Here is a 19455-nt window from a genome sequence, read left to right as displayed (position 1 = left end):
CGCTTACGCGGTGGATCGCCGCCGTTCCTCCGCCGAATCTGATCGGTAGGGAACGTCGGCAGGAAGAGCGCAACGACCCTCCGCATTGCATGCCTCCAAAGTCCAGTCTTTCGGCGATGCGCCCCTGCATCGCAAAAGTTCAACATGCCAGAGCGGGCGGCCCATCCTGATCGGGTCGATACGCGTCGACGGCGCCGGTGAAATGCTCCAGCGCGTCATCGCGGCGTTATTCTCGGTAAGGTTCTCGGCAGAGCGCCTGATGATAAGGCACGGCACGGCGGAGGTTTCCGCGGCAAGCTGCAGCCGCCGTGACGGCGTAAGAGGCAGGCGCTTCAGTTCACCGACAACGCCCGCGAGGCCGCGCATGCGCAGTCCTTCTTCCATCGCAGGCAGGATCTCCGCGTCCTTGTAAGTTTCACAAAATATGATGCGGTCAGGATGCAGCCCGACGCGGGCAAGCGCGGGTGCGAAGAGGTCACGGCTGTGCAGGCACCACAGGACCGGACCCGTGAGGCGCGCGAGAATGCCGGCGGCGAATAGCGCGGCGCTTGCCGCATAATGTCCGCGGACCCCGCCCTCACTGAACTCATGGAGCGCGCCGAGCGCGAGACCGCCGCCGGGCAGCGCCGCGTCGATGTCCGCGATGCCGAACGGCAAGACCTCCTGGGGCGCAGCTGCGTCACCCGCAGCCGCCATCATCCGGCGAAGCTCGGCCAAAGAAACAGAAGATGGATTGGCCGCGCTTGCCATAACTTGTTTGTCCTCCTAATACTAGAACAAATAGTGAACACGTTCGGTTGCCATCGAGTCAATGAATTTTGGTGAGGCATTGATTCAGCTGGATTTTTGCGTTCGGACGGAAACGGTCGATAGCAGTCTGGGACGGGCTGGGCTGGAACCGCAAAAACCTCCCGTCGTTTGACCTACAGTCATGGCCAAAACCGACACACAGACAGTCATCCGCCTTCTCCGCGAATATGCGCTGAGGTCGTCACTGCGCGGCGCCAACCCGTACCGCGCGAAAGCTTATCTGCGCGCCGCGGAAAGCCTGTCCGCGCTCTCGCAACCACTGGCCCGCGTCATCGCGGCCGGCACGCTCACCGAGATCCCGGGTATTGGCGATGCCATCGCCGACATCGTCACCAAGCTTCACGAAACAGGATCGCATCCCAGCCTCGACAAGCTGCGCAAGGAAGTGCCTGAGGGCCTCCTGGAACTATTTGCGATCCCCGGCATCCGTCCCGAGAAGATCCTCAAGCTTCACCAGGAGCTCGGTATCTCCTCGCTCGCAGAACTTGAGACAGCCGCGAAAGCGGACCGTATCCGCAGTGTGAAGGGCCTTGGCGCGGCGCTGCAGACTAAGATCCTGCAGAATCTCGAAATCGCCCGGAGCGGAGAAACGCAGCTTCATCTGCACAAGGCGGCGGCTCTCCTTGAGCATGCGGTTGCGACGGTCAAACAGGAGTATCCTGAATATCTGCGCGTGGAAATCGCAGGAGATTTTCGCAGAGGATGCGAGCTCGTTACCAGGCTTGCGCTGGTCGCGGAAGCAAAGAAACCGCAGGCGCTTGAGGAGCCGTCCGGCGGGCTGCAGCTCGTCGTCACCGACAAGAAGCACTTCGGGGCAAGCCTTCTCGATGCGACCGGCTCGGCGGAGCATCTTGAACAGCTGAAGAAATACGCTTCCGGCAAAGGCTTCGATCTCAAAGCCGACGGGCTTTACCGCGGTAGAAAGCTGATCGCCTCGTCAACCGAACAGGACATTTACGAAGCCCTTGGCCTGCAGTTTATCGAGCCCGAACTGCGCGAAGGCCGGGGCGAGATTGAGCAGGCCGAGAAGAATAAACTGCCCTCCCTCGTGAGCGATCAGGATTTGCGGGGCATCCTGCATTCCCACACGACAGCGTCGGACGGCACCGAGACCCTGGAAGCGATGGCGGAAGCCACGCGCAAGCGCGGCTTTGAGTATTACGGCGTCGCCGACCATTCGCAGTCCGCGCATTACGCGGGCGGCCTTTCCTTAGAGGAAATCGCGGAGCAGCACCGTGAGGCCGACCGGCTGAACAAGCGCTACGCCGGCAAATTCCGCATCCTGAAAGGGATCGAGGCCGACATACTCGCGGATGGCTCGCTCGATTATCCGGACGATATCCTGGAAGACTTCGATTTTGTGGTTGCGAGCGTTCACAGCCGCTTCAAGCTGCCCAAGAAGGAACAGACGGAGCGCATCCTCAAAGCAATCAGGAATCCGCATACCACAATCATCGGACATATGACCGGACGCCAGCTGCAGCGGCGTCCGGGATACGACGTGGACATCGACAAGATTTTGAAGGCCTGCGCGAAACATGGCGTAGCGGTTGAAATCAACGCGCATCCGTGGCGCCTCGACCTTGACTGGCGGTGGCATCAGAAAGCGCTCGGCTATGGTTGCATATTCAGCATCAATCCCGACGCCCATTCCATCCGGGAGCTCGACCACATGCATTGGGGCGTCGAGATGGCCCGCAAGGGCGGCGTGCCGGCAGATCGCGTGCTGAATGCCATGCCCCTTCCGAAAATGCTTGCGCATCTCTCGAAACGGAAGCGCGCGGCTGCAAAAGGCTCTCGCCGCCGTGCGCCTTCACGGGAAGTTACCGTGCGATAGATGGGCAGCTCGCGCGCAGTATCATTGCCAAAGACAAGCGCAGGCATTCTCCTGTTCCGGCGTAATCGCGGAGGTTTGGAAGTTCTCCTCGGCCATCCAGGCGGACCATTCTGGAAGAAAAAGGATCACGGGGCCTGGAGCATTCCGAAAGGGCTGATCTCGTTCGGCGAAGTGCCGCTCGATGCAGCTAAACGGGAATTTGAGGAGGAGACGGGCCACAGGCCATGCGGAGAGTTCATTGCACTCGGCGACGCGAAGCAGCCGGGCGGCAAGACCGTACATGTCTGGGCCGCGGAGGATGACTGGAATCCGGATGAGCTCAAGAGCAATATGTTTCAGATGGAATGGCCGCCGCATTCAGGCAGGGTTCAGAGTTTTCCTGAGGTGGATCGCGCCGGGTGGTTCAACATCGCAGAAGCGCGCGAACGCATTCTGAAGGGCCAGGCTGTATTTCTGGACCGTCTTCTGGCGAGTGCGGTGCAGTAGGTTTCGTCAGGCGGGAACGGGAGATCCGCGCAGACGTTGTTGCTCCAAGTATAAGAACATTACTCAGGAGGCTTCGATGGGTTTCGGCAAAGGTGCACTTCTCTGGCTGATCGGTATTCCGCTTCCTATCATTCTTCTTCTCGCTCTCTTTATGCATCACTGAGGCACCCCGATGACAGGCCTGACGCACAAGCTTGCGCCGGATCGCAGCAAGATAAACCTGCAGGACAGGATGGAGCTGCACTACTGGCTCAAGCACTTCCGTCTGTCCCAGGAAGAGTTGCAAAGGGCGATTGATAAAGTCGGTAATTCGGCGGCTGCCGTCCGCAAGGAACTAGCGGTTTAGCCGACGGCGCGCGGTATGCTCGCGATCTTCAGGAGCGAGGCCTGCGCGCTTTATTGCTAGTTAAATGTTTTTCGTACTCACGCACGACTTTTCCCGCGGGCTTGTCTTCTCGCAGGCCGAGATAGACGGGATGGCGCATCTCCCCAGAGCTTGTCCATTCGGTGAATTTCACCTCGGCGACAAGCAGCGGCTTTACCCATGTGGTAACGGCCTCGTCTTTAACTTTTTTTCCGAACGGTGATCTCGCGGTCTTCAGCTTGACGAGCTTTTTGTGAAGCTCCTCCAATGCTTCGTGGCTGAATCCCGTGCCGACGTGGCCGATATAACGCCAGCCATTTTCTTCACGCAGCGCAATGGTCAAGGCGCCGAAGAACGGCCGCGTCCGCCGCGGGGCGGTGAATCCCGCAATAACGACCTCCTGGCGCTTCGAGGTCTTGATCTTGAGCCACTCATCGGTGCGCGCGCCGGACAGGTATTTGCTGTCCGCGCGTTTTGCCATGATGCCTTCGAGACCCTTCCGCTCGGCCTCCTCGAAGTATTTCGCCCCAAAGGTCTTTCGGTCGCGGCTGAACGCGATCAGCTTGTTTTTGGGTAAAATGGCTTTCAGCCGTTTCTTGCGTTCTGTGAGCGGCAGGCGGCGAAGGTCTTCTCCATCCTGAAACATCAGATCAAACGCGCAATATTGCAGCTTCGCTTCATGGCGGAGCGCATTCTGCAGCAGCTGAAAATGAGAGACGCCGTCTTTACCGATGGCGACAAGCTCGCCGTCTATGACGGCGTCGGCTTTTACGTCTTCCAGCGCTTTCGCGACCTCGACATAGCTCTTGCTGATTATCTTGCCGTTGCGGCTGTAGAGAGTGACCTTGCCGCCTTCAATCTTCGCCACCATGCGGAAGCCGTCATACTTGTCTTCGAATATCCAGTCCTTGTCGTCGAACGGCGCATCGGTGAGCGTCGCGAGCATCGGCTGAAGGCGCTTCGGCAATGTGGAGACGCGGGCCACTATGATCCGCGCCCTTCGAGTACGTTGCGGAATGTGAGTGAGTAACGCAGGCTTTCGACGCCGGGAATGCTGTGGTGCCATTCGGTGCGCGAGGGACCCCGCAGAAGATAGATGGAGCGCGGCTCGGCAACGAGGTTCATTCGCTCGAATCCAATTTGTTTTCTTCTGCGGAGCCTGAACGTGCAGGGCGACAGGAGCGAGATGCCCACGACGTCGCCGAAGACCGAGCGGTCCTTGTGCCAGCCGATGCCGGCGCCCGGCGCGTATTCCGTGACGAGAACCTGCTGAAAGCTGCCGGATGCGTTTCCCGCGAAGGCCTCGGAGCGGGCGCGAAGCTCGCTGAGGAATTCCGGCATATCTTCCGTCTTCGAAAGGCTCCCGCCGTTGAAGTCGTAGCGCCAGCCGAAGGAGACGGTCCGGCGCTTGCCGGTGAAACCGTGAAATTCAAATTCCCTGAACGGAAGCATCTCGATATCAGCGAAAAGCGCACGCTCTTCGTCAGCGGAGAGAAACTCCGGCTGATACTTCATGCCTTCGGGAAGGAGACCGCCTCCGAAGAGATCGAGAGTTGCGTTACTTGCGTGCACTCGATTTTTTCCGCGCCTTGGATTTTGCAGCCTTGCGGTCGCCCCGGTCACCCTGCCCCGCTTTCACTTCCTTCTTCGCCGTCTTGCGGCGATCCTGAGAAAGCGAGCGGCTTACATCATCGCTTTCCTCGATGCGGCCTTTCGCATCGCGGCGGATATACCGCTTGTCTCCGCGAGGCGCGATCAGCTCACGTTTCGCCGCCGCCCGCCATTTCGTGATCCGCTTCATGTGCTCTCCCCAGCTTGATTTCCTGCTCTACCAACTTACCCTGCAGGCTCCCGGTTCCCGCGTGGGCGCGTCCGCCTGCCGCGCAGCCGGCCGGGCTCTAGCGCGTCCCTGGCAGTCCCGCGCCCGGGTCTTCGTCCCGGCCATCCGGTGACGATCCCTCGCGCGTAAAAGGGGCTGCCGCCCCTTCAGCCATCAAGGACAAGCCGCGCGGGGCGCGGTGCGTCGCCGCACCCTTGACCGCTTTCCCCTGCTCATCGCCGCGTGGCTAGCCGGGTTGCAGGCAGCAACCCTTTTCAGGACAGGAACCAAGCCCGGGCCGCTCCGTTGGAGCTCACTTCGAGGACGGCGCCAATGGCAAAGAACGATGAGCTCCGCTACGGGGCACCCGGAGAAAATGCGGTTCATATCTGCGTCGACATGCAGAGGATGTTTGCGGAGAGCACGGACTGGAAGATGCCGTGGCTGCCGCGCGTCCTGCCAAATATCGTTTCGGTCACGGCTTCCCATCCCGAGCGCACCATATTTACCCGGTTCATTCCGGCGCAGAAGCTCGGCCAGGGCGCCGGCATGTGGCGGCGCTATTATGAGCGCTGGGGATCGATGACCATCGACGAGCTTGGCGCGGACATGATCGGCCTCGTCCAGGATCTCGCGCAGTTCGTTCCGCCCGCACGCATTTTTGACAAGCACGTTTACTCGCCGTGGACGGGGAGCGATCTTCACGAGCAGCTGCGCGGGGCTCATGTCGATACGATCATCATCACCGGCGGCGAGACCGATGTCTGCGTGCTGGCCACCGTCATCGGCGCCGTCGACTGGGGTTACAGGGTCATTCTCGTCACCGACGCGCTATGCAGCTCGGCTGACGAGACGCACGATTCCATGATGAATATCTACATGAACCGCTTCGGGCAGCAGGTGGAGTGCGTCACCACCGAAACTCTTCTCGGCAGCTGGCCGGGCAGCGCCAGGGCCAGGCTCGTGTCATGAATAAATCCTACGTCGTCCAGATTCTTCTGCCGAAGGAGCGCGGTGACGGAGAGGCGGTTTCGCAACGCTGGTTCGAGGAATTCCTGGAAGAGCTGACCGGCAGATTCGGCGGCGCGACCAGCTTTGTCCGGGCGCCCGGCTTGGGTCTATGGCGCAGCGGCAACGAGACCGAGCGGGACAATATCGCCGTCATCGAGGTCATGGCCGCGAAGCTTGCACCCGAGTACTGGCGCAGCCTGCGCGAGCGGCTCGAACGCGAGCTTGCGCAGGAGGAGATCGTCATCCGCGCCCAGGAAATCATCCCGTTGTGAGCTTTCGGCGGAACGCTCTTCCCTACCGGCTGTTTGAAATTGCCACCCACTCAAGGAGGATGCGATGGGCTTTTTCACCAAGGACATCAAAACGCTGGACGACCTCTTCGTGCACACGCTGCAGGACATTTATTACGCGGAGCAGCAGATCGCGAAGAACCTTCCAGACATGATCGAGAAGGCGAGCGATCCCGGCCTCAAGAACGGCTTCCAGATACATCTCTCCGAAACCAAGGGACAAATTACCCGCCTTGAGAAAGTCTTCGAGATGCATGGCGTCGCGGCGAAGGGCGTGGACTGCCCTGCGATCGACGGCATCCTGAAGGAAGCGAGCGAAGTCGCGGGCGATATCGACGACAAACAGGTACTGGATGCGGCGCTGATCGCGGCGGCCCAGGCCGTCGAGCACTATGAAATCACACGCTACGGCACCCTGATCGCGTGGGCGAAGATGCTTGGCCGCGATGACTGCGCCATGGTCCTGCAGCAGAACCTCGATGAGGAAAAGGCGACGGACGAGAAGCTCAATACGATGGCGCTGCGCAGCGTGAACCGGAAAGCCGCTTAATCCGTTAGCCACATGCAAGCGAAAGGGCCGCCCCCGGGCGGCCCTTATTCTCAGAAGGGAAGCATGAGCCTTGAAGTACTAAGGACCGTGGCAGCCGCCATGACGATAATCGCGGCCGCCATGGTGGCGGCGAACTGGAATGCGCGCATCACGGTGTGCGGCTTCGCTCTCTTTATCGCGGCATCCATTGCATGGATCGCCGACGGAATAATGGAGCCCAAGAGTTCGCTCGTCATCCAGAACGCCGTTCTTCTCGTGATCAACGCGCTGGGCGTATGGCGCTGGCTGCCGCGCGCCGGCAAGGAAGCCGCCGCCTCCGGAGCCGCGGATCGCGCGACACGGTAGGATTGGCTCAGGCCTGTTTCCGGTCCGAGATAGCCCGGCGCGCGAGCGCAGCTTCTCCCGCTTCAGTCAGGGCGCCGAGTGTTGTCTGCCCCTTCTTCGCGCGGGCGACCATGGCGTCGGCGATAAAGGATCTCAGTTCGTGATCGGCACCGTCCGGTCTGCCGTCGCAGACCCGGTCAAGGGCGGCTTCCAGGTTTGCGATTGTCCGGCGATCAAAGCTTTCAAGGATCATGGGCGCATCTCCTGTAGCGGCTGAACGAACTCCAAAGCCGTAAGTTCCATAGCCGGAACCGAATGTTCCGTTGCAGGGAACAAAGCTGCATTGGGGAACATTTGACCATGATGCCGCGCAAACTCAAGGTTTTTCAAACGTCCCAGGGGTTTTTCGATCTCGCGATCGCGGCGCCCTCGATGAAGGCAGCGCTGGAGGCATGGGGCGCGAGCAGCAATCTCTTCCATCAGGGGTTCGCACAGGAATCCGAAGACGACGCGGTGATCGCTGCCGCCATGGCGAAGCCCGGCATCGTGCTGCGCAGGCCGGTCGGATCAAGGTCCGCTTTCAGGGAGCACGCGGAGCTGCCGTCCGCCGCGTCGCTTGACGCGCGTCCGCACAAGGAAAAAGCCAAGGCGAAGAAGGCCGCTTCTGCAAAGCCGTCGTCGAAGCGGGATGAAAAATCAGAGCGTGAGGCCGCCGCAAAATACGAGAAGGAAGAGCGGCAGCGGGAAAAGCAGCGCGCGAAGGAAGAGGCTGAAGCCGCGAAAGCCCGCGAGAAGCGAAACGCCGCAGTTGAGAAAGCGCAGACTGCCATGCTGCAGGCAGAGGCGGAGCATGAGGAGAACGCCGACGCTCTTGCGAAGGATCTGCAGGCCGCACAGCGCCGCGTAGAGGCCGAGGATGAACGCTGGCGTAAACTTAAAGAGCGTCTCGAAGCAGACCTGCGAAAGGCAAAAGACTGACCGATGCCCCGCTCGCCTGTTCCTGAGATCAAAGAATTGACGCTGGAGGAAAGACGCGAACGGCGCCGGCTTCGGCGTGAGAAACAGCGCGAGAATAATATCGCACGCGCGGCGAAGATGCACTTAACCCGCCTTAAGATGGAGAGCGAGGGACTGAAGCCGGTTACGACCTTGAAGAAGACCGTCTTCGTCGGCTGTTCAGGCTGGCGCTACTGGAAATGGCGGGACTCGTTTTATGCGGACGTGCCGCAGCCGGAGTGGTTCAAGCATTACGCGTCTGCCTTTGACACGGTCGAGATCAACGCGTCCTTTTATTCATGGCCGACCGTGGCGAACGTTCAGGCCTGGCGCCGTCAGCCGGGCGGCAAGGATATCGTCTTCACCGTGAAGGTCTGCGAGCTCATCACACACGTCAAAAAGTTCACAGGCACAAAAACGCTGATACGCGATTTCGGCGTCATCGCGGATATCCTTGGCGAGCGGATGGGCTGCTTTCTATTCCAGCTGCCGCCGAGCTACCGCTATACCAAAGTCCGGCTGAATTCGATCGTCAGCCAGCTCGATCCGGCCCGCCGCAATGCGGTCGAGTTCCGGCACAAAAGCTGGTGGAACGAAGATGTCTACGCTGCCTTCCGCAAGGCCGGGATTATCTTCTGCTCCTGCAGCGGTCCGCGTCTGCCCGATGAGCTCGTCCGGACGGCAGACGAGGTTTACGTCCGCCTCCACGGGCCTGAACGCTGGTACCGGCACGATTACTCGGACGATGAGCTCTCGAAATGGGCCAGCAGGATCAAAGAGAGCGGCGCCAAGCGCGCGTGGATTTATTTCAACAATGACTACGACGCCCATGCGCCCCGGAACGCGAAAACCCTCCACCGCATGCTTTCGTCTTCGCGGCCGAAACGGCGAAGCACCCGTCCTACTTAGGAACTGCGGTGCCCGCGGAAGCTTAACCCGGACGATCCGCTATATGCTTGAGCGCCGTCCGGCAGGGTCGTGCATCCGGCCGGTGCTTTTCCGAACCCGGAGTTCGCATGCTTTTCTGGTATTCAGCGTTCATACTCATGGCGGATGCTCTCCAGGTAATGGATATGCGGCTTCGCCAGATCGCCGCAGGCAACGGCACCTCCGAAGAAATGTTTCTTATGGTGACGGAGAAGCTGGACGCTGCGGCAGAGGCCCGCACCATTTTCGTTCGTGGCGGCGATTACAGTCACGTCCTTGATCACTACCGGAAAATCGTCGCCGCGAATGTCGAGCGCTTGTCGGCGAGGTAGACGTTAGGTCAGCTCTTTATCTGGGTTTAGGAACGTGGCGTCTGCAAAGTGACGACCGTCTTGCGATCACGAGGACAAATTCTCAAAGGTCCTCTGTCGACTGCAAATATCCGCTCACATGCCGGCTTGTAGAGGCGCCATTGGGTTTTCCGGCAGGCGGTGGGCTCGGGTTCGGTAAGCCGTACTGCTCAGCCCGTTTAATTGCCAACTTCCGATAGGAAGCCGCTTGCTTGAGCAACTCCGTTCTGAACGTGCTGTCGGGTTCGCCGTCCGCAAGACTTTCCAGTTGCAGCGCCCTTTCAAGATACTCGGTGAGCAACTTCATCTGTAAGCCGATCTGGTCGTTCCGGTCACGAACGTCGGGCACCACCAAAGGTTCCTGTCAAGGAACCGTAGAGCCGTTTCAGCGCTCGTATATTAGAAATTGCCGCTTTATCCCAAGATTTTTCTTGCCGAATAATTTCGCTCTGGCATGCTCTCCAAACCGGGGGCTGGTTCATTTCGTATCTATTTTCACCCGGGCCGGTGCGGCAGCAATGCTGCACCAAATGTTTTGAGTACGATTTTATCACAGCTGCTTCTACTACTCGGGCCGCCTTCGGGCGGCCTTCCCTTGCAAGTTAAGAGCGCAGCGATCGAGTTTCTTGCTAGCTTTTCCTTCTGCAAATCGGAAGACATCCGCTTTTAAAGCACCATTCTCGGGGACATTGCGATGGCAAAACCTGCCGTTTCCCGTAGTGCGTTTCGTGGGCTATTTGCGTTCTACGCCGCGAAAGCCCATCACGACCACAATAGCGAGGGCGAAAATCGCCTTCTAAAGCTGTTCGGGTCTGCGAAGGATATTCCCGACGGCTTATTGCAGCGATGGTCGGATGGAGTTGATCTACTCAACTCTGAGACCGTCGGTCGGATCCTGGAGCCACGCGCTCACCAGATCGCGGAAGGTAAAGCGCAGTATGATCACGCTAGCGATTTTCTTCGCACGCTCCTGAGAGACCTCGGACAAAAATCACAGTGATCGAACTGAGCGGCGCGTTGTCAGACCTCGCGCCCGCGTAGTGGGGCAAGCTGATAGCCGCGGCTACCGTAAGAGCTTAGCTATGCACCGTTGCAGCTCATCTACTTTAAACGGCTTCATCAATGTGGGCCGATTGTGAAATCCTTCGGGCATTCCGTCGGCTCCGTATCCACTTGCGAAGGCGAAAGGAATTTTGCGGGCCTCTAGAGCTTCTGCGATGGGCCTGCTGCTGTCGCGGCCTAACTGCACATCCAAAATTGCCAAATCAAAATCCTCGCCGCTTTCCGCGAAGGCCAGTCCGGAAGCCAAATCACCAGCTTCGGCCACGACCTGATGCCCAAGCTCAGTCAGCATGTCATCCACCATCATACGGATGAGTGCCTCATCCTCGACAAGGAGTATGGAAGCCATCGCCTTGTCCCTTAACTCGATTTGCAAGTGCTTGTGACAGGTACGAATGCCTGAAGGGCAGTAGCTCGCAATTCTCCCAGCGCATAGGAAAGGCGTTCCGCAGCACCAAATGTTCGACGAGTAATTTCAGGACCACGATGAGGAAGCTCGCGGCATAGGCCTTCCAGCACCAATTCCATCTGGACGCGTTCAGATAGGGTCATCGCACTCACCAGGCGCAGAAACAGCAGCAGGGAACTTTATGGAACCCTGTCCCGATTGTCGTCAAGCTGCCGTCTAGGAATTGCTGACCTGCTCTGATGCCGCGTCTTCAGTCCGCCCAAGCGACATCGACGCCTCACGTTAGGCGAGCTCGGCAACCAGATGGAAATACTCTTGGTTTAGTCTGGGCGCACTTCGGCAGGCGCGTATCAAAAGCCAGCCTGACAAGTGTGCGAGGTCGTTTGCCTCTGTCGAGGCCGCTTGGGCCTCATCGGCGGAGTCGTCTGACTCCTTGTTTTGTCTGGGGCGCAGGTCCCTCTAGGCGCGATAGATGCGACGTGTTTACACAGAATAACTACACATAGCACATCGTACAGCAATATAATCATAAATTTCAATTAGTTAGCTTTACGCTCAAGGGACTTAAAATCCCTCGGCGCGCAAGCGCTGTGCCGGTTCGACCCCGGCTGCCCGCACCACGAGAGCTGCGCGGATGATCCCACCGAGCGCCGCTGCCGCGAGCGCTGATACCTCATCAATTCCTGTCTGCTCCTGCACCGCCTGCCAGCCATCCCGAATCATCGCTTGTGCATCGCAGCATCGGAGTTAGACAAGGGCCTCAAATCAGAGGTGAGCTACTTGTCCGACGTCAATGCCGACGATTGGGTGTCCTCGGGACACCGCCCCATGGGTTTTCCCGAATTCGTCATCGTGATCGCGTCGATCATGGCGCTGAATCCGCTTGCCATGGACATGATGCTCCCGGCGCTGCCCAATATCGGGGCGGCCTTCAATATCCCCGTCGCCAATCATCTTCAGCTGGTGCTGTCGACCTTCCTGATCGGCTTTGGCGCGGGCCAGTTCGTCATGGGACCGCTGTCGGATCGCTTCGGCCGCCGCCCGGTGCTGCTCGGCGGGATGGCGGTCTATGCGATGGCGAGCGTGCTGGCGATTGCCGCGCCGTCGTTCGAGACACTGCTGCTGGCGCGCGCACTGCAGGGCTTCGGCACCTCGGCGACGCGCGTGATCGCAACCTCGATCGTGCGCGACTGTTACGTCGGCCGCCGCATGGCGAGCGTGATGTCGCTTGCGATGATGATCTTCATCGCCGTCCCCGTAATCGCCCCCTCGTTCGGACAGGCGGTGCTGCTGGTGACGCAATGGCGCGGCATCTTCGTCGTGCTGATGCTCTATGGCCTGCTCGCGCTCGCATGGTCGGTGCTGCGGCTTCCGGAGACCCTGCCTGAGAGCGAACGCAGGTCGCTCGCGCCGGTCGACGTGCTCACGGCCTACTGGCAGACCGTGACCCATCGCCAAACTCTCGGCTACGCGCTCGCTGCCGGCAGCGTCATGGGTGCGCTGTTCGCTTACGTATTTTCGGCCCAGCAAGTGTTTGTCGGCATCTATCACCTCGGCCATTATTTTCCGCTCGCCTTCGCCGCGATCGCGGCCGGTACCGCCATTGCCGGCTTCCTCAACGCAAGATTCGTCGGAACCCTCGGCATGCGCGTGATCTCGCACGGCGCGCTGACGCTCTACACCGCCGTGGCGGGTGTGATGCTGCTGACGGAAAGCCTCGGCGCGTTGCCGCTTCCCCTGTTCATAGTGCTCTCGGCGCTGATGATGTTCTCGTTCGGCATGATGGTCGCCAATTTCACCGCACTTGCCATGGAGCCGCAGGGCCACATCGCCGGCACGGCGTCCTCGCTCTACGGCTCGATCACCACGCTGATCGGCATCGCCGTCGGCATGGCGATCGGACAAAGCTTCGACGGCACGCTGCTGCCGTTCTCGGTCGGCTTCTTCGTGTCGTCACTCGCCGCGCTCGCGATCGTGCTGGTGGTGGAGAGGGGACGGCTGTTCAAGCCGCATCAGCGCGCCATCGGGTGAGGAACTTCGCGGCGCTCACGATGTTGTACTGCAACAATTTGAAAAGGCGCTTCAATGGAACCGAAACACCGTAAAGACCACGACGCCGCGGAGCGGGCGAAAACGGAACGCACGCCGTCGAACGCCGAAACGACCGCCTTCACCGTGCCATTCGCGAGTGAAGGGCTCGAGCGGGTCCGCGACAGCCACTGTTGAGCAAGACGTCTATTCCGTTGCGCGCCTGCTGGCGCTGAAATCGTCCGCGACGCCCTCGGGTGCCGCGCCGCTTCCACGGGGCGGCACCATCAGCACAACCACTTCCCGCGTGAGACCGGGCCGGCCCCATAGCCGCGCCTGGACCATAAATTCCCGTTTGACGAAGTGCCCGGCACGCCCGGCCACCCCGTCCATCCACCGGCTGCAATCATCCTGATCGCGGAAGCAGAGCGCGGCCCAGCCGCGGTCCAGCGTCGTCTTGCCCGGCAAACCGCCGGGATATTGATCCACGAACGGCTGCACGTAGTGCGGGTGGTCCGGGCTGTAGAAGGCCAACGCGAAGGCCAGCGCATCGTCGCCGCTGACGGCGGCGAGCGGCTCGCCTGTCAGTTCGCGCCACTCGCGTGTCAATTCGCTGGCCGCCTCCGCATAGAAATTGCGCCCCTCCTCGTAACCGTGATCGTTGCGGTAGACGGCATGGATCGGCGCGGCGACGAGGACGGCCGTGAGCGCAACGCCGGCCACGATCAAGGTGAGGTTGACGGTGTAAAAGCGCTCGATCGGATAATTTGTGCCGCAGACCACGAGAATGGCGAACAGAAACAATCCCTGCAAAGCCCAGAGCGACGGCAGATCGGTGCCTATCGCGAGCGAGACGAGGACCGGCAGCGCGATCGTGCCGACGGCAACGTAAAAGAGGAGCCGCAGGCCCGGATTCATCGCCGCGAAATCGTCCGGAAACTGCTTCAGCCGCGTGCCAGCGATGAACATCCAGCTGACGGCTGACACACTGATGGCCGCCAACAGCCCCAGAAGGAAGTTCCTGGCCTCACCGAGCGAGCTCACCGCAGTGCCGTTGGCATGGTTCAGCGCGTAGGTGAAGGTCGGTGCCCCCGTCGTGGCGAGCCAATGAACATGCGGTGACAGCGCCGCAAGCCCGACGACGACCGAGATCCAGGGCGAGGCGGACGTGAAATAGGCGCGTCGCGCCGGATGCGCCAGCGCGGCAAACGTGAAGCTCGCGACAAGGAAGATCGAATAATATTTGCCGGCCATGGCCAGCGCCGTCGTGACTCCCACGGCGATCGCCCACGACGCCGAGCGGGTCTCGAATGCGCGCAGGAAGCACCACGTCGCCAGCGGCCAAACGGCTAGCAGCACCGCATTGGCATTGAAGCGCTGGGCATGGAATTGATGGGCCGGCGTCAGCATCAGGAGCAACAGCACCAGGACGCGCTTGTGCCCCGTCACGAATTGCCGCGCGATCCGGTCGACAAAGACCAGCGCAAGCCCGGCATTGGTCATCGCCATCAATTGCAGCGACCACTCGCTGAGCGGAAAGATGGCGCTCCAGCTCGCGGCAACCCAGCCGGTCAATGGCGGATGCTTGGGGTAGCCCCACGCGAAATGCCGCCCCAGCGTCCAGGCCTCCAGCGTATCGGGGTGCAGACCGCCGCCGGCATAGGCGACCACCAGATAGAGTGTCCAGATCGCGACGAAGCCGGCGATGAGAAGCGGCACGGCCCAGCCCGTCTCGACGCCATCGAGCCAACGCAGGAATGGGCGGCGCCATCGCGCCGGCGCGCGATCGGACCGTTCGGCCATCGCCTGGAATGCAAAATCGATCGGCACTGGAATCAAATGGAGGAAGGAAGGTGATGCGCAAAGACGGCACATCTAGTTCAGGACGGAAACAAATAGCAATGATTGGAAACTGGAAAAGATTGAAAACGTCCGCCTTCTCAGCCGGCGCAAGGTCGACAAACGACTAAGATCGACAAACGACAACGGCGCCGCTGGTGACAGCGGCGCCGCATGATGATCCGGACGAAAGGAAGAGCCTTCGCCCTACTCCGACTTGTCGACGTTCCAGAACAGCGGGGTCGCGGGACCGTCGAGCACGCCGGTCAGCGATTTACGCCAGCCGCTCGGCAGGAGATACTGCCCCAGCGGAATGTAAATCACCTGCTCATAGGCTTCCTTCTGGATGTCAGCGGCGATCTTCTTCTGATCGTCGAGCGAGGCGGCGCGAACGAAGTCGTCCTTGAGCTTTTCGATCTTGGCGTTCTCGGCCCAGCCGAACCAGCCCTTCTTGCCCTGGCCGCCGATCGAGAGATTGGCGATCGGGTTGGAGACGTCGGCCGCGACCCAGTTGGTGAAGAACATGTTCCAGCCGCCCTCCTTCGGAGGCTTCTGGCTGGCGCGGCGGCTCACCACCGTCTGCCAATCGGTCGCTTGCAGGTCGACCTTGAAGCCGGCCTCGCGCAGCAACTGAGCCGCAACGATCGGCTGCGCCTTCAGCGTCGTGACATCGCCCGGCGCCATGATCACAACCGGGGTGCCGTCATAGCCGGACTCGGCGAGCGCCTTCTTGGCTTCTGCCATGCCGTTGCCCTTCACCAAGGTCTCGCCACCGACCTCGGTCGCGAATGGCGTATCGCACACGAAGAAGGCGCCGCAGATCTTCTGATATTTGGCGTTGCCGACCAGCGCGTCGAGAACGTCCTTCTGGTTTATCGCCAGAAAGGCCGCACGGCGCACTTTGACATTATCGAACGGCGGATAAAGGAAGTTCATCCGGCCGAGCGTCTGGAAGCCGAACGTGTTCGAGACCTCGATCGTGATCTCCTTGTTCGCCTCCAGCAGCGGCAGCATGTCGTAAGGCAGATTTTCCACGAAGTCGATGTCGCCCGACTGCAACGCGTTCACCGCGGTCTGCGAGTCCGGCATGGTGATCCACTCGACTCGGTCGACCTTCACCACCTTGCCGCCGGAGGTCCAGCTCGAAGGCTCCTTGCGCGGCACGTAATCGGTGTTCTTGACGTAGACCGCCTTCACGCCTGGCTGGAATTCCGACTGCACGAACTTAAAAGGACCCGAGCCGATCTGCTCGGGGATCTGCTTGTCCGGCGGCGTCTCGGCCAGGCGCTTCGGCATCATGAAGGCAACGCGGGAGGACGGCTTGCCGATCGAGTCGAGCACGAGGCCGTAGGGCTCCTTCAGCTTCAGCGTGATGGTCTTGGCATCGGTCGCCTCGATGCTCGCGGTGAAGTCGAGCAGTTTCTGGCCCATGCCGTCGACCGCGGCCCAGCGCTTGAGCGAGGCAACGCAGTCCTCCGCCGTCACCGGCGCACCGTCATGCCACTTCAGGCCGTCGCGCAGCGTGAACGTGTAGGTGAGCTTGTCGTCGGAGATCTTCCAGTCCGCCATCTGCGGCTGGATCTTGAAGTTCGAATCGGGCGCCAAGAGCGTGTCGTAGATCATGTAGCCATGATCGCGCGTGATGTAGGCGGTGGTGAAGATCGGATCGATGATGCGCAGATCCGAATGCATCACCGCGGTGATGGTCTTGCCGGCCGCAAGCACCGGCGAGGCCAGTGCGGTCGAAAGCGCGACGACCGACAGCGCAAGTTTGGAGGCGAACGCGCGAGGCCCCCGGCGCATCAACTTAAACATAAAAAGTTCTCCTGACGTGAAACTGTTCAAAGGCAGGTTATTGATTGAGCATCCGGTTCGTTCTTTAGGCGAACTAACCTCATGCAATGCCTTTATCTTTTCGAGAGTTGCAGACAGTGCCGAGCGCGTCAATCCGGTTTCGCTGCAAGCCCAAGCGGCGCGCGCACGGGCTCCACAACGATCGGTTTGGCTCTACAACGCTCTCCGCCTGTCCTGCCCCGCGCCGATGCAATGCGCGTTCCATGTTCCGAAGCCCAAGAGACTTTCGAGAGACATTGAGATGAATCCAGCCAATCTTCCCTTCGATTCCGAAGCGATGCTCCAGGGCCTGCGCGGCTGGGTGGAATGCGAAAGCCCGACCTGGGACGCGAGCGCCGTGAACCGCATGCTCGATATCGCAGCGCGGGAGATGGCGATCATGGGTGCGACGATCGAGCGCATCGCCGGTCGCCAGGGCTTTGGCGGCGTGATCCGCGCCCGCTTTCCGCATCCGAAGCAAGGCGAGCCCGGCATCTTGATTGCCGGACACGTGGATACCGTCCACCCCACCGGCACCATCGAGAAGCTGAAATGGCGGCGCGAGGGCAGCAAGTGCTACGGACCCGGCATCTACGACATGAAGGGCGGCAATTATCTTTCGCTGGAAGCGATCCGCCAACTGGCCCGCGCCTCGTTCACGACGCCGCTGCCGATCACCGTGCTGTTCACTCCCGACGAGGAAGTCGGCACACCCTCGACGCGCGATATCATCGAGGCGGAAGCCGCGCGCAACAAATATGTGCTGGTGCCCGAGCCCGGCCGCGCCGACAACGGCGTCACCACCGGACGTTACGCGATCGCGCGGTTCAATCTCGAGGCGACCGGGCGACCGAGCCACGCGGGCGCGACCTTGTCGGCGGGCCGCTCGGCTATCCGCGAGATGGCGCGGCAAATCCTCGCCATCGACGCGATGACGGGCGAAGACTGCACGTTCTCCGTCGGAGTCGTGCACGGGGGTCAATGGGTCAATTGCGTTGCCACGACCGCCACCGGCGAAGCGCTCTCGATGGCCAAGCGCCAGGCCGACCTCGATCGCGGCGTCGAGAGGATGCTGGCGCTCTCCGGTACAACCAATGACGTCACCTTCAAGGTGACGCGCGGCGTGACACGTCCGGTCTGGGAGCCCGATGCCGGCACCATGACCCTGTATGAAAAGGCGCGCGGGATCGCCAAGTCGCTCGGCGCAGAACTGCCGCATGCGAGCGCCGGCGGCGGCTCCGACGGCAATTTCACTGGCGCATTGGGCATCCCGACTCTCGACGGCCTGGGCGTGCGTGGCGGCAACGGCCACACGCTCGAAGAGTATATCGAGGTTGAAAGTCTGGTCGAACGCGGCCGGCTGATGGCGGGGCTGCTCGCGACTCTGGAGTAACGGCGCGAGCCACATCGCCAAAACCGGGCCAGATCACCGAAACAAGTTGACCGCACTGCAAAAACGGTGGGCCGGATGGCATGGGAATTGCTGAAATGTTAGGCTGGTGGCAGAACCCCAGGCTCCAGCCGCTGTCTCTGATTTGACTCTAATCTGACGGGATCCAACTTGCTCGGATATCTCCTTCGCCGAATTCTCGCCGCCGTGCCCGTGATGGGCGTGGTGGCGCTGTTCGTCTTCCTCCTGCTCCGCCTCACCCCGGGCGATCCCGCCGCGATTCTTGCCGGCGACAACGCCACGCCGGAGCGGCTCGAGCGGATCCGCACCTCGCTCGGCCTCAACGAGCCGCTGATCGTGCAGTTTATCACCTGGCTGAACAAGCTGCTGCATGGCGATCTCGGAACTTCACTCATCTCCAACCTTCCGGTGATGAAGATGATCGGCCAGCGGGTCGAGCCGTCGATCTCGATTGCGCTGTCGACCATCATCCTTGCCGTCATCGTCGCTGTTCCCCTAGGCGTGATCGCGGCCTGGAAGCACGGCACCTGGATCGACCGCTTCGTGATGGGCCTGTCCGTGCTCGGCTTCTCGGTGCCGGTGTTCGTGGTCGGTTACATCCTGATCGAGGTCTTCGCGATCGACCTGCGCTGGGTGCCGGTGCAGGGCTTCCGCAGCATCTCGAACGGTTTTGGGCCGTTCTTCGAGCGCATCATCCTGCCCACCTGCGCACTGTCCTTTATCTACATCGCGTTGATCGCGCGCATGACGCGCGCGGCGATGCTCGACGTGCTCGGCGAGGACTACGTCCGCACCGCGCGCGCAAAAGGCATCAACGAAGTCGCCGTGATGATGCGCCATGCGCTGCGCAACGCCGCCGTGCCCGTGATCACCGTGATCGGGACCGGCTTTGCGCTTTTGATCTCCGGGGTCGTCGTCACCGAAAGCGTGTTCAACATCCCCGGCATCGGCCGCCTCACGGTGGATGCGGTGCTGGCGCGCGACTATCCGGTGATCCAGGCGATGATCTTGCTGACGTCGTTGATCTATGTCGTCGTCAATCTCCTGATCGACGTCGCCTACACGGTGCTCGATCCCCGGATCCGGTACTAGGGCTAAGGATAACAATA

The 19455-nt window shown here is 60.8% G+C and carries 23 protein-coding genes; 14 read left to right on the top strand and 9 right to left on the bottom strand.

What is annotated here, in order from left to right:
* Nucleotides 1–3 precede the first annotated feature (3 nt).
* Nucleotides 4–750: a damage-inducible mutagenesis protein gene (locus IVB40_RS13590; RefSeq protein ID WP_247819065.1), complete on the bottom strand. Its 747-nt coding sequence runs from the start codon at nt 748–750 to the stop codon at nt 4–6.
* Between the two features lie 181 nt (nt 751–931).
* Here IVB40_RS13590 and IVB40_RS13585 point away from each other — a divergent pair, with 181 nt between their 5' ends.
* The 3 genes from IVB40_RS13585 (at nt 932) to IVB40_RS13575 (ending at nt 3479) form a co-directional block, all read left to right on the top strand.
* The gene (locus IVB40_RS13585) at nt 932–2647 is read left to right on the top strand and encodes a DNA polymerase/3'-5' exonuclease PolX (protein WP_247819064.1); all 1716 of its coding nucleotides are present in this window, start codon (nt 932–934) and stop codon (nt 2645–2647) included.
* Nucleotides 2648–3133 carry an NUDIX domain-containing protein gene (locus IVB40_RS13580; RefSeq protein ID WP_247819063.1) on the top strand — a complete coding sequence of 162 codons (486 nt, stop codon included), beginning with the start codon at nt 2648–2650 and terminating at the stop codon, nt 3131–3133.
* A gap of 172 nt (nt 3134–3305) precedes the next feature.
* Nucleotides 3306–3479, top strand: a complete 174-nt coding sequence (locus IVB40_RS13575) for a DUF3606 domain-containing protein (RefSeq protein WP_247819062.1) — start codon at nt 3306–3308, stop codon at nt 3477–3479.
* A gap of 28 nt (nt 3480–3507) precedes the next feature.
* On the opposite strand, the gene ligD is transcribed toward IVB40_RS13575, so the two are convergent.
* From ligD to IVB40_RS13560, 3 genes are read right to left on the bottom strand one after another with little or no spacing between them, the layout of a single operon-like run.
* Nucleotides 3508–4482 (bottom strand): non-homologous end-joining DNA ligase, encoded by a 975-nt coding sequence (ligD, locus tag IVB40_RS13570; RefSeq protein ID WP_247819061.1) that lies wholly within the window; start codon nt 4480–4482, stop codon nt 3508–3510.
* Nucleotides 4482–5012: an alpha-ketoglutarate-dependent dioxygenase AlkB gene (locus IVB40_RS13565; protein ID WP_247819536.1), complete on the bottom strand. Its 531-nt coding sequence runs from the start codon at nt 5010–5012 to the stop codon at nt 4482–4484. Before IVB40_RS13565 ends, ligD begins: the two co-directional genes overlap by 1 nt.
* Before the next feature lie 43 nt (nt 5013–5055).
* Nucleotides 5056–5298, bottom strand: a complete 243-nt coding sequence (locus tag IVB40_RS13560; RefSeq protein WP_247819060.1) for a hypothetical protein — start codon at nt 5296–5298, stop codon at nt 5056–5058.
* 351 nt (nt 5299–5649) lie between these two features.
* On the opposite strand from IVB40_RS13560, the gene IVB40_RS13555 reads away from it, so the two are divergent.
* From IVB40_RS13555 to IVB40_RS13540, 4 genes are all read left to right on the top strand, one after another.
* Entirely contained in the window at nt 5650–6288 is a 639-nt protein-coding gene (locus IVB40_RS13555; protein ID WP_247819059.1) for an isochorismatase family cysteine hydrolase, read from the top strand.
* Nucleotides 6285–6599: a hypothetical protein gene (locus tag IVB40_RS13550; protein WP_247819058.1), complete on the top strand. Its 315-nt coding sequence runs from the start codon at nt 6285–6287 to the stop codon at nt 6597–6599. Before IVB40_RS13555 ends, IVB40_RS13550 begins: the two co-directional genes overlap by 4 nt.
* A gap of 64 nt (nt 6600–6663) precedes the next feature.
* Complete coding sequence (locus IVB40_RS13545) at nt 6664–7167, top strand: ferritin-like domain-containing protein (protein ID WP_247819057.1); 504 nt, start codon at nt 6664–6666, stop codon at nt 7165–7167.
* A gap of 99 nt (nt 7168–7266) precedes the next feature.
* Nucleotides 7267–7512, top strand: a complete 246-nt coding sequence (locus IVB40_RS13540; protein WP_247819056.1) for a hypothetical protein — start codon at nt 7267–7269, stop codon at nt 7510–7512.
* 7 nt (nt 7513–7519) lie between these two features.
* Here IVB40_RS13540 and IVB40_RS13535 read toward each other — a convergent pair whose 3' ends face one another.
* Nucleotides 7520–7744 (bottom strand): hypothetical protein, encoded by a 225-nt coding sequence (locus IVB40_RS13535; protein WP_247819055.1) that lies wholly within the window; start codon nt 7742–7744, stop codon nt 7520–7522.
* Nucleotides 7745–7851: 107 nt separating this feature from the next.
* Here IVB40_RS13535 and IVB40_RS13530 point away from each other — a divergent pair, with 107 nt between their 5' ends.
* From IVB40_RS13530 to IVB40_RS13520, 3 genes are all read left to right on the top strand, one after another.
* Nucleotides 7852–8469: a cell envelope biogenesis protein TolA gene (locus IVB40_RS13530; protein WP_346283291.1), complete on the top strand. Its 618-nt coding sequence runs from the start codon at nt 7852–7854 to the stop codon at nt 8467–8469.
* A 3-nt stretch (nt 8470–8472) separates the two neighbouring features.
* Nucleotides 8473–9396, top strand: coding sequence for a DUF72 domain-containing protein (locus IVB40_RS13525; protein ID WP_247819054.1), 924 nt, complete (start codon nt 8473–8475; stop codon nt 9394–9396).
* 107 nt (nt 9397–9503) lie between these two features.
* The gene (locus tag IVB40_RS13520) at nt 9504–9746 is read left to right on the top strand and encodes a hypothetical protein (RefSeq protein WP_247819052.1); all 243 of its coding nucleotides are present in this window, start codon (nt 9504–9506) and stop codon (nt 9744–9746) included.
* Nucleotides 9747–9828: 82 nt separating this feature from the next.
* Here IVB40_RS13520 and IVB40_RS13515 read toward each other — a convergent pair whose 3' ends face one another.
* Nucleotides 9829–10116 carry a hypothetical protein gene (locus IVB40_RS13515; RefSeq protein ID WP_247819051.1) on the bottom strand — a complete coding sequence of 96 codons (288 nt, stop codon included), beginning with the start codon at nt 10114–10116 and terminating at the stop codon, nt 9829–9831.
* 342 nt (nt 10117–10458) lie between these two features.
* Between IVB40_RS13515 and IVB40_RS13510 the strand changes: the two genes are divergently transcribed.
* On the top strand, nt 10459–10764 hold the full coding sequence (locus tag IVB40_RS13510; protein WP_247819049.1) for a hypothetical protein: 306 nt from the start codon (nt 10459–10461) through the stop codon (nt 10762–10764).
* A gap of 63 nt (nt 10765–10827) precedes the next feature.
* Here the strand turns inward: IVB40_RS13510 and IVB40_RS13505 are convergent, their stop codons facing one another.
* A complete protein-coding gene (locus IVB40_RS13505) occupies nt 10828–11175 on the bottom strand; it encodes a response regulator (RefSeq protein WP_247819047.1) in 348 nt (115 codons plus the stop codon).
* A gap of 840 nt (nt 11176–12015) precedes the next feature.
* Between IVB40_RS13505 and IVB40_RS13500 the strand changes: the two genes are divergently transcribed.
* Nucleotides 12016–13266 (top strand): multidrug effflux MFS transporter, encoded by a 1251-nt coding sequence (locus tag IVB40_RS13500; RefSeq protein ID WP_247819046.1) that lies wholly within the window; start codon nt 12016–12018, stop codon nt 13264–13266.
* A gap of 204 nt (nt 13267–13470) precedes the next feature.
* On the opposite strand, the gene IVB40_RS13495 is transcribed toward IVB40_RS13500, so the two are convergent.
* Nucleotides 13471–15066: a glycosyltransferase family 39 protein gene (locus IVB40_RS13495; protein ID WP_346283299.1), complete on the bottom strand. Its 1596-nt coding sequence runs from the start codon at nt 15064–15066 to the stop codon at nt 13471–13473.
* A gap of 243 nt (nt 15067–15309) precedes the next feature.
* Complete coding sequence (locus IVB40_RS13490) at nt 15310–16917, bottom strand: ABC transporter substrate-binding protein (protein WP_247819043.1); 1608 nt, start codon at nt 16915–16917, stop codon at nt 15310–15312.
* A 280-nt stretch (nt 16918–17197) separates the two neighbouring features.
* Between IVB40_RS13490 and IVB40_RS13485 the strand changes: the two genes are divergently transcribed.
* Together IVB40_RS13485 and IVB40_RS13480 are read left to right on the top strand one after the other, a co-directional pair.
* Nucleotides 17198–18328, top strand: coding sequence for a M20/M25/M40 family metallo-hydrolase (locus tag IVB40_RS13485; RefSeq protein ID WP_247287171.1), 1131 nt, complete (start codon nt 17198–17200; stop codon nt 18326–18328).
* Between the two features lie 168 nt (nt 18329–18496).
* On the top strand, nt 18497–19438 hold the full coding sequence (locus IVB40_RS13480) for an ABC transporter permease (RefSeq protein ID WP_247459369.1): 942 nt from the start codon (nt 18497–18499) through the stop codon (nt 19436–19438).
* The last annotated feature ends 17 nt before the right edge of the window (nt 19439–19455 follow it).

The sequence above is a fragment of the Bradyrhizobium sp. 40 genome (assembly GCF_023100925.1).
Lineage (GTDB): Bacteria > Pseudomonadota > Alphaproteobacteria > Rhizobiales > Xanthobacteraceae > Bradyrhizobium.
This window is presented reverse-complemented; position numbering and strand designations above follow the sequence as displayed.

Coding starts and splice junctions, on each gene's coding strand:
- IVB40_RS13590 (WP_247819065.1), bottom strand. CDS start 750: ATGGCAAGCGCGGCCAATCCATCTTCTGTTTCTTTGGCCGAGCTTCGC.
- IVB40_RS13585 (WP_247819064.1), top strand. CDS start 932: ATGGCCAAAACCGACACACAGACAGTCATCCGCCTTCTCCGCGAATAT.
- IVB40_RS13580 (WP_247819063.1), top strand. CDS start 2,648: ATGGGCAGCTCGCGCGCAGTATCATTGCCAAAGACAAGCGCAGGCATT.
- IVB40_RS13575 (WP_247819062.1), top strand. CDS start 3,306: ATGACAGGCCTGACGCACAAGCTTGCGCCGGATCGCAGCAAGATAAAC.
- IVB40_RS13565 (WP_247819536.1), bottom strand. CDS start 5,012: ATGAAGTATCAGCCGGAGTTTCTCTCCGCTGACGAAGAGCGTGCGCTT.
- IVB40_RS13560 (WP_247819060.1), bottom strand. CDS start 5,298: ATGAAGCGGATCACGAAATGGCGGGCGGCGGCGAAACGTGAGCTGATC.
- IVB40_RS13555 (WP_247819059.1), top strand. CDS start 5,650: ATGGCAAAGAACGATGAGCTCCGCTACGGGGCACCCGGAGAAAATGCG.
- IVB40_RS13550 (WP_247819058.1), top strand. CDS start 6,285: ATGAATAAATCCTACGTCGTCCAGATTCTTCTGCCGAAGGAGCGCGGT.
- IVB40_RS13545 (WP_247819057.1), top strand. CDS start 6,664: ATGGGCTTTTTCACCAAGGACATCAAAACGCTGGACGACCTCTTCGTG.
- IVB40_RS13540 (WP_247819056.1), top strand. CDS start 7,267: ATGACGATAATCGCGGCCGCCATGGTGGCGGCGAACTGGAATGCGCGC.
- IVB40_RS13535 (WP_247819055.1), bottom strand. CDS start 7,744: ATGATCCTTGAAAGCTTTGATCGCCGGACAATCGCAAACCTGGAAGCC.
- IVB40_RS13530 (WP_346283291.1), top strand. CDS start 7,852: ATGATGCCGCGCAAACTCAAGGTTTTTCAAACGTCCCAGGGGTTTTTC.
- IVB40_RS13525 (WP_247819054.1), top strand. CDS start 8,473: ATGCCCCGCTCGCCTGTTCCTGAGATCAAAGAATTGACGCTGGAGGAA.
- IVB40_RS13520 (WP_247819052.1), top strand. CDS start 9,504: ATGCTTTTCTGGTATTCAGCGTTCATACTCATGGCGGATGCTCTCCAG.
- IVB40_RS13510 (WP_247819049.1), top strand. CDS start 10,459: ATGGCAAAACCTGCCGTTTCCCGTAGTGCGTTTCGTGGGCTATTTGCG.
- IVB40_RS13505 (WP_247819047.1), bottom strand. CDS start 11,175: ATGGCTTCCATACTCCTTGTCGAGGATGAGGCACTCATCCGTATGATG.
- IVB40_RS13495 (WP_346283299.1), bottom strand. CDS start 15,066: ATGGCCGAACGGTCCGATCGCGCGCCGGCGCGATGGCGCCGCCCATTC.
- IVB40_RS13490 (WP_247819043.1), bottom strand. CDS start 16,917: ATGTTTAAGTTGATGCGCCGGGGGCCTCGCGCGTTCGCCTCCAAACTT.
- IVB40_RS13485 (WP_247287171.1), top strand. CDS start 17,198: ATGAATCCAGCCAATCTTCCCTTCGATTCCGAAGCGATGCTCCAGGGC.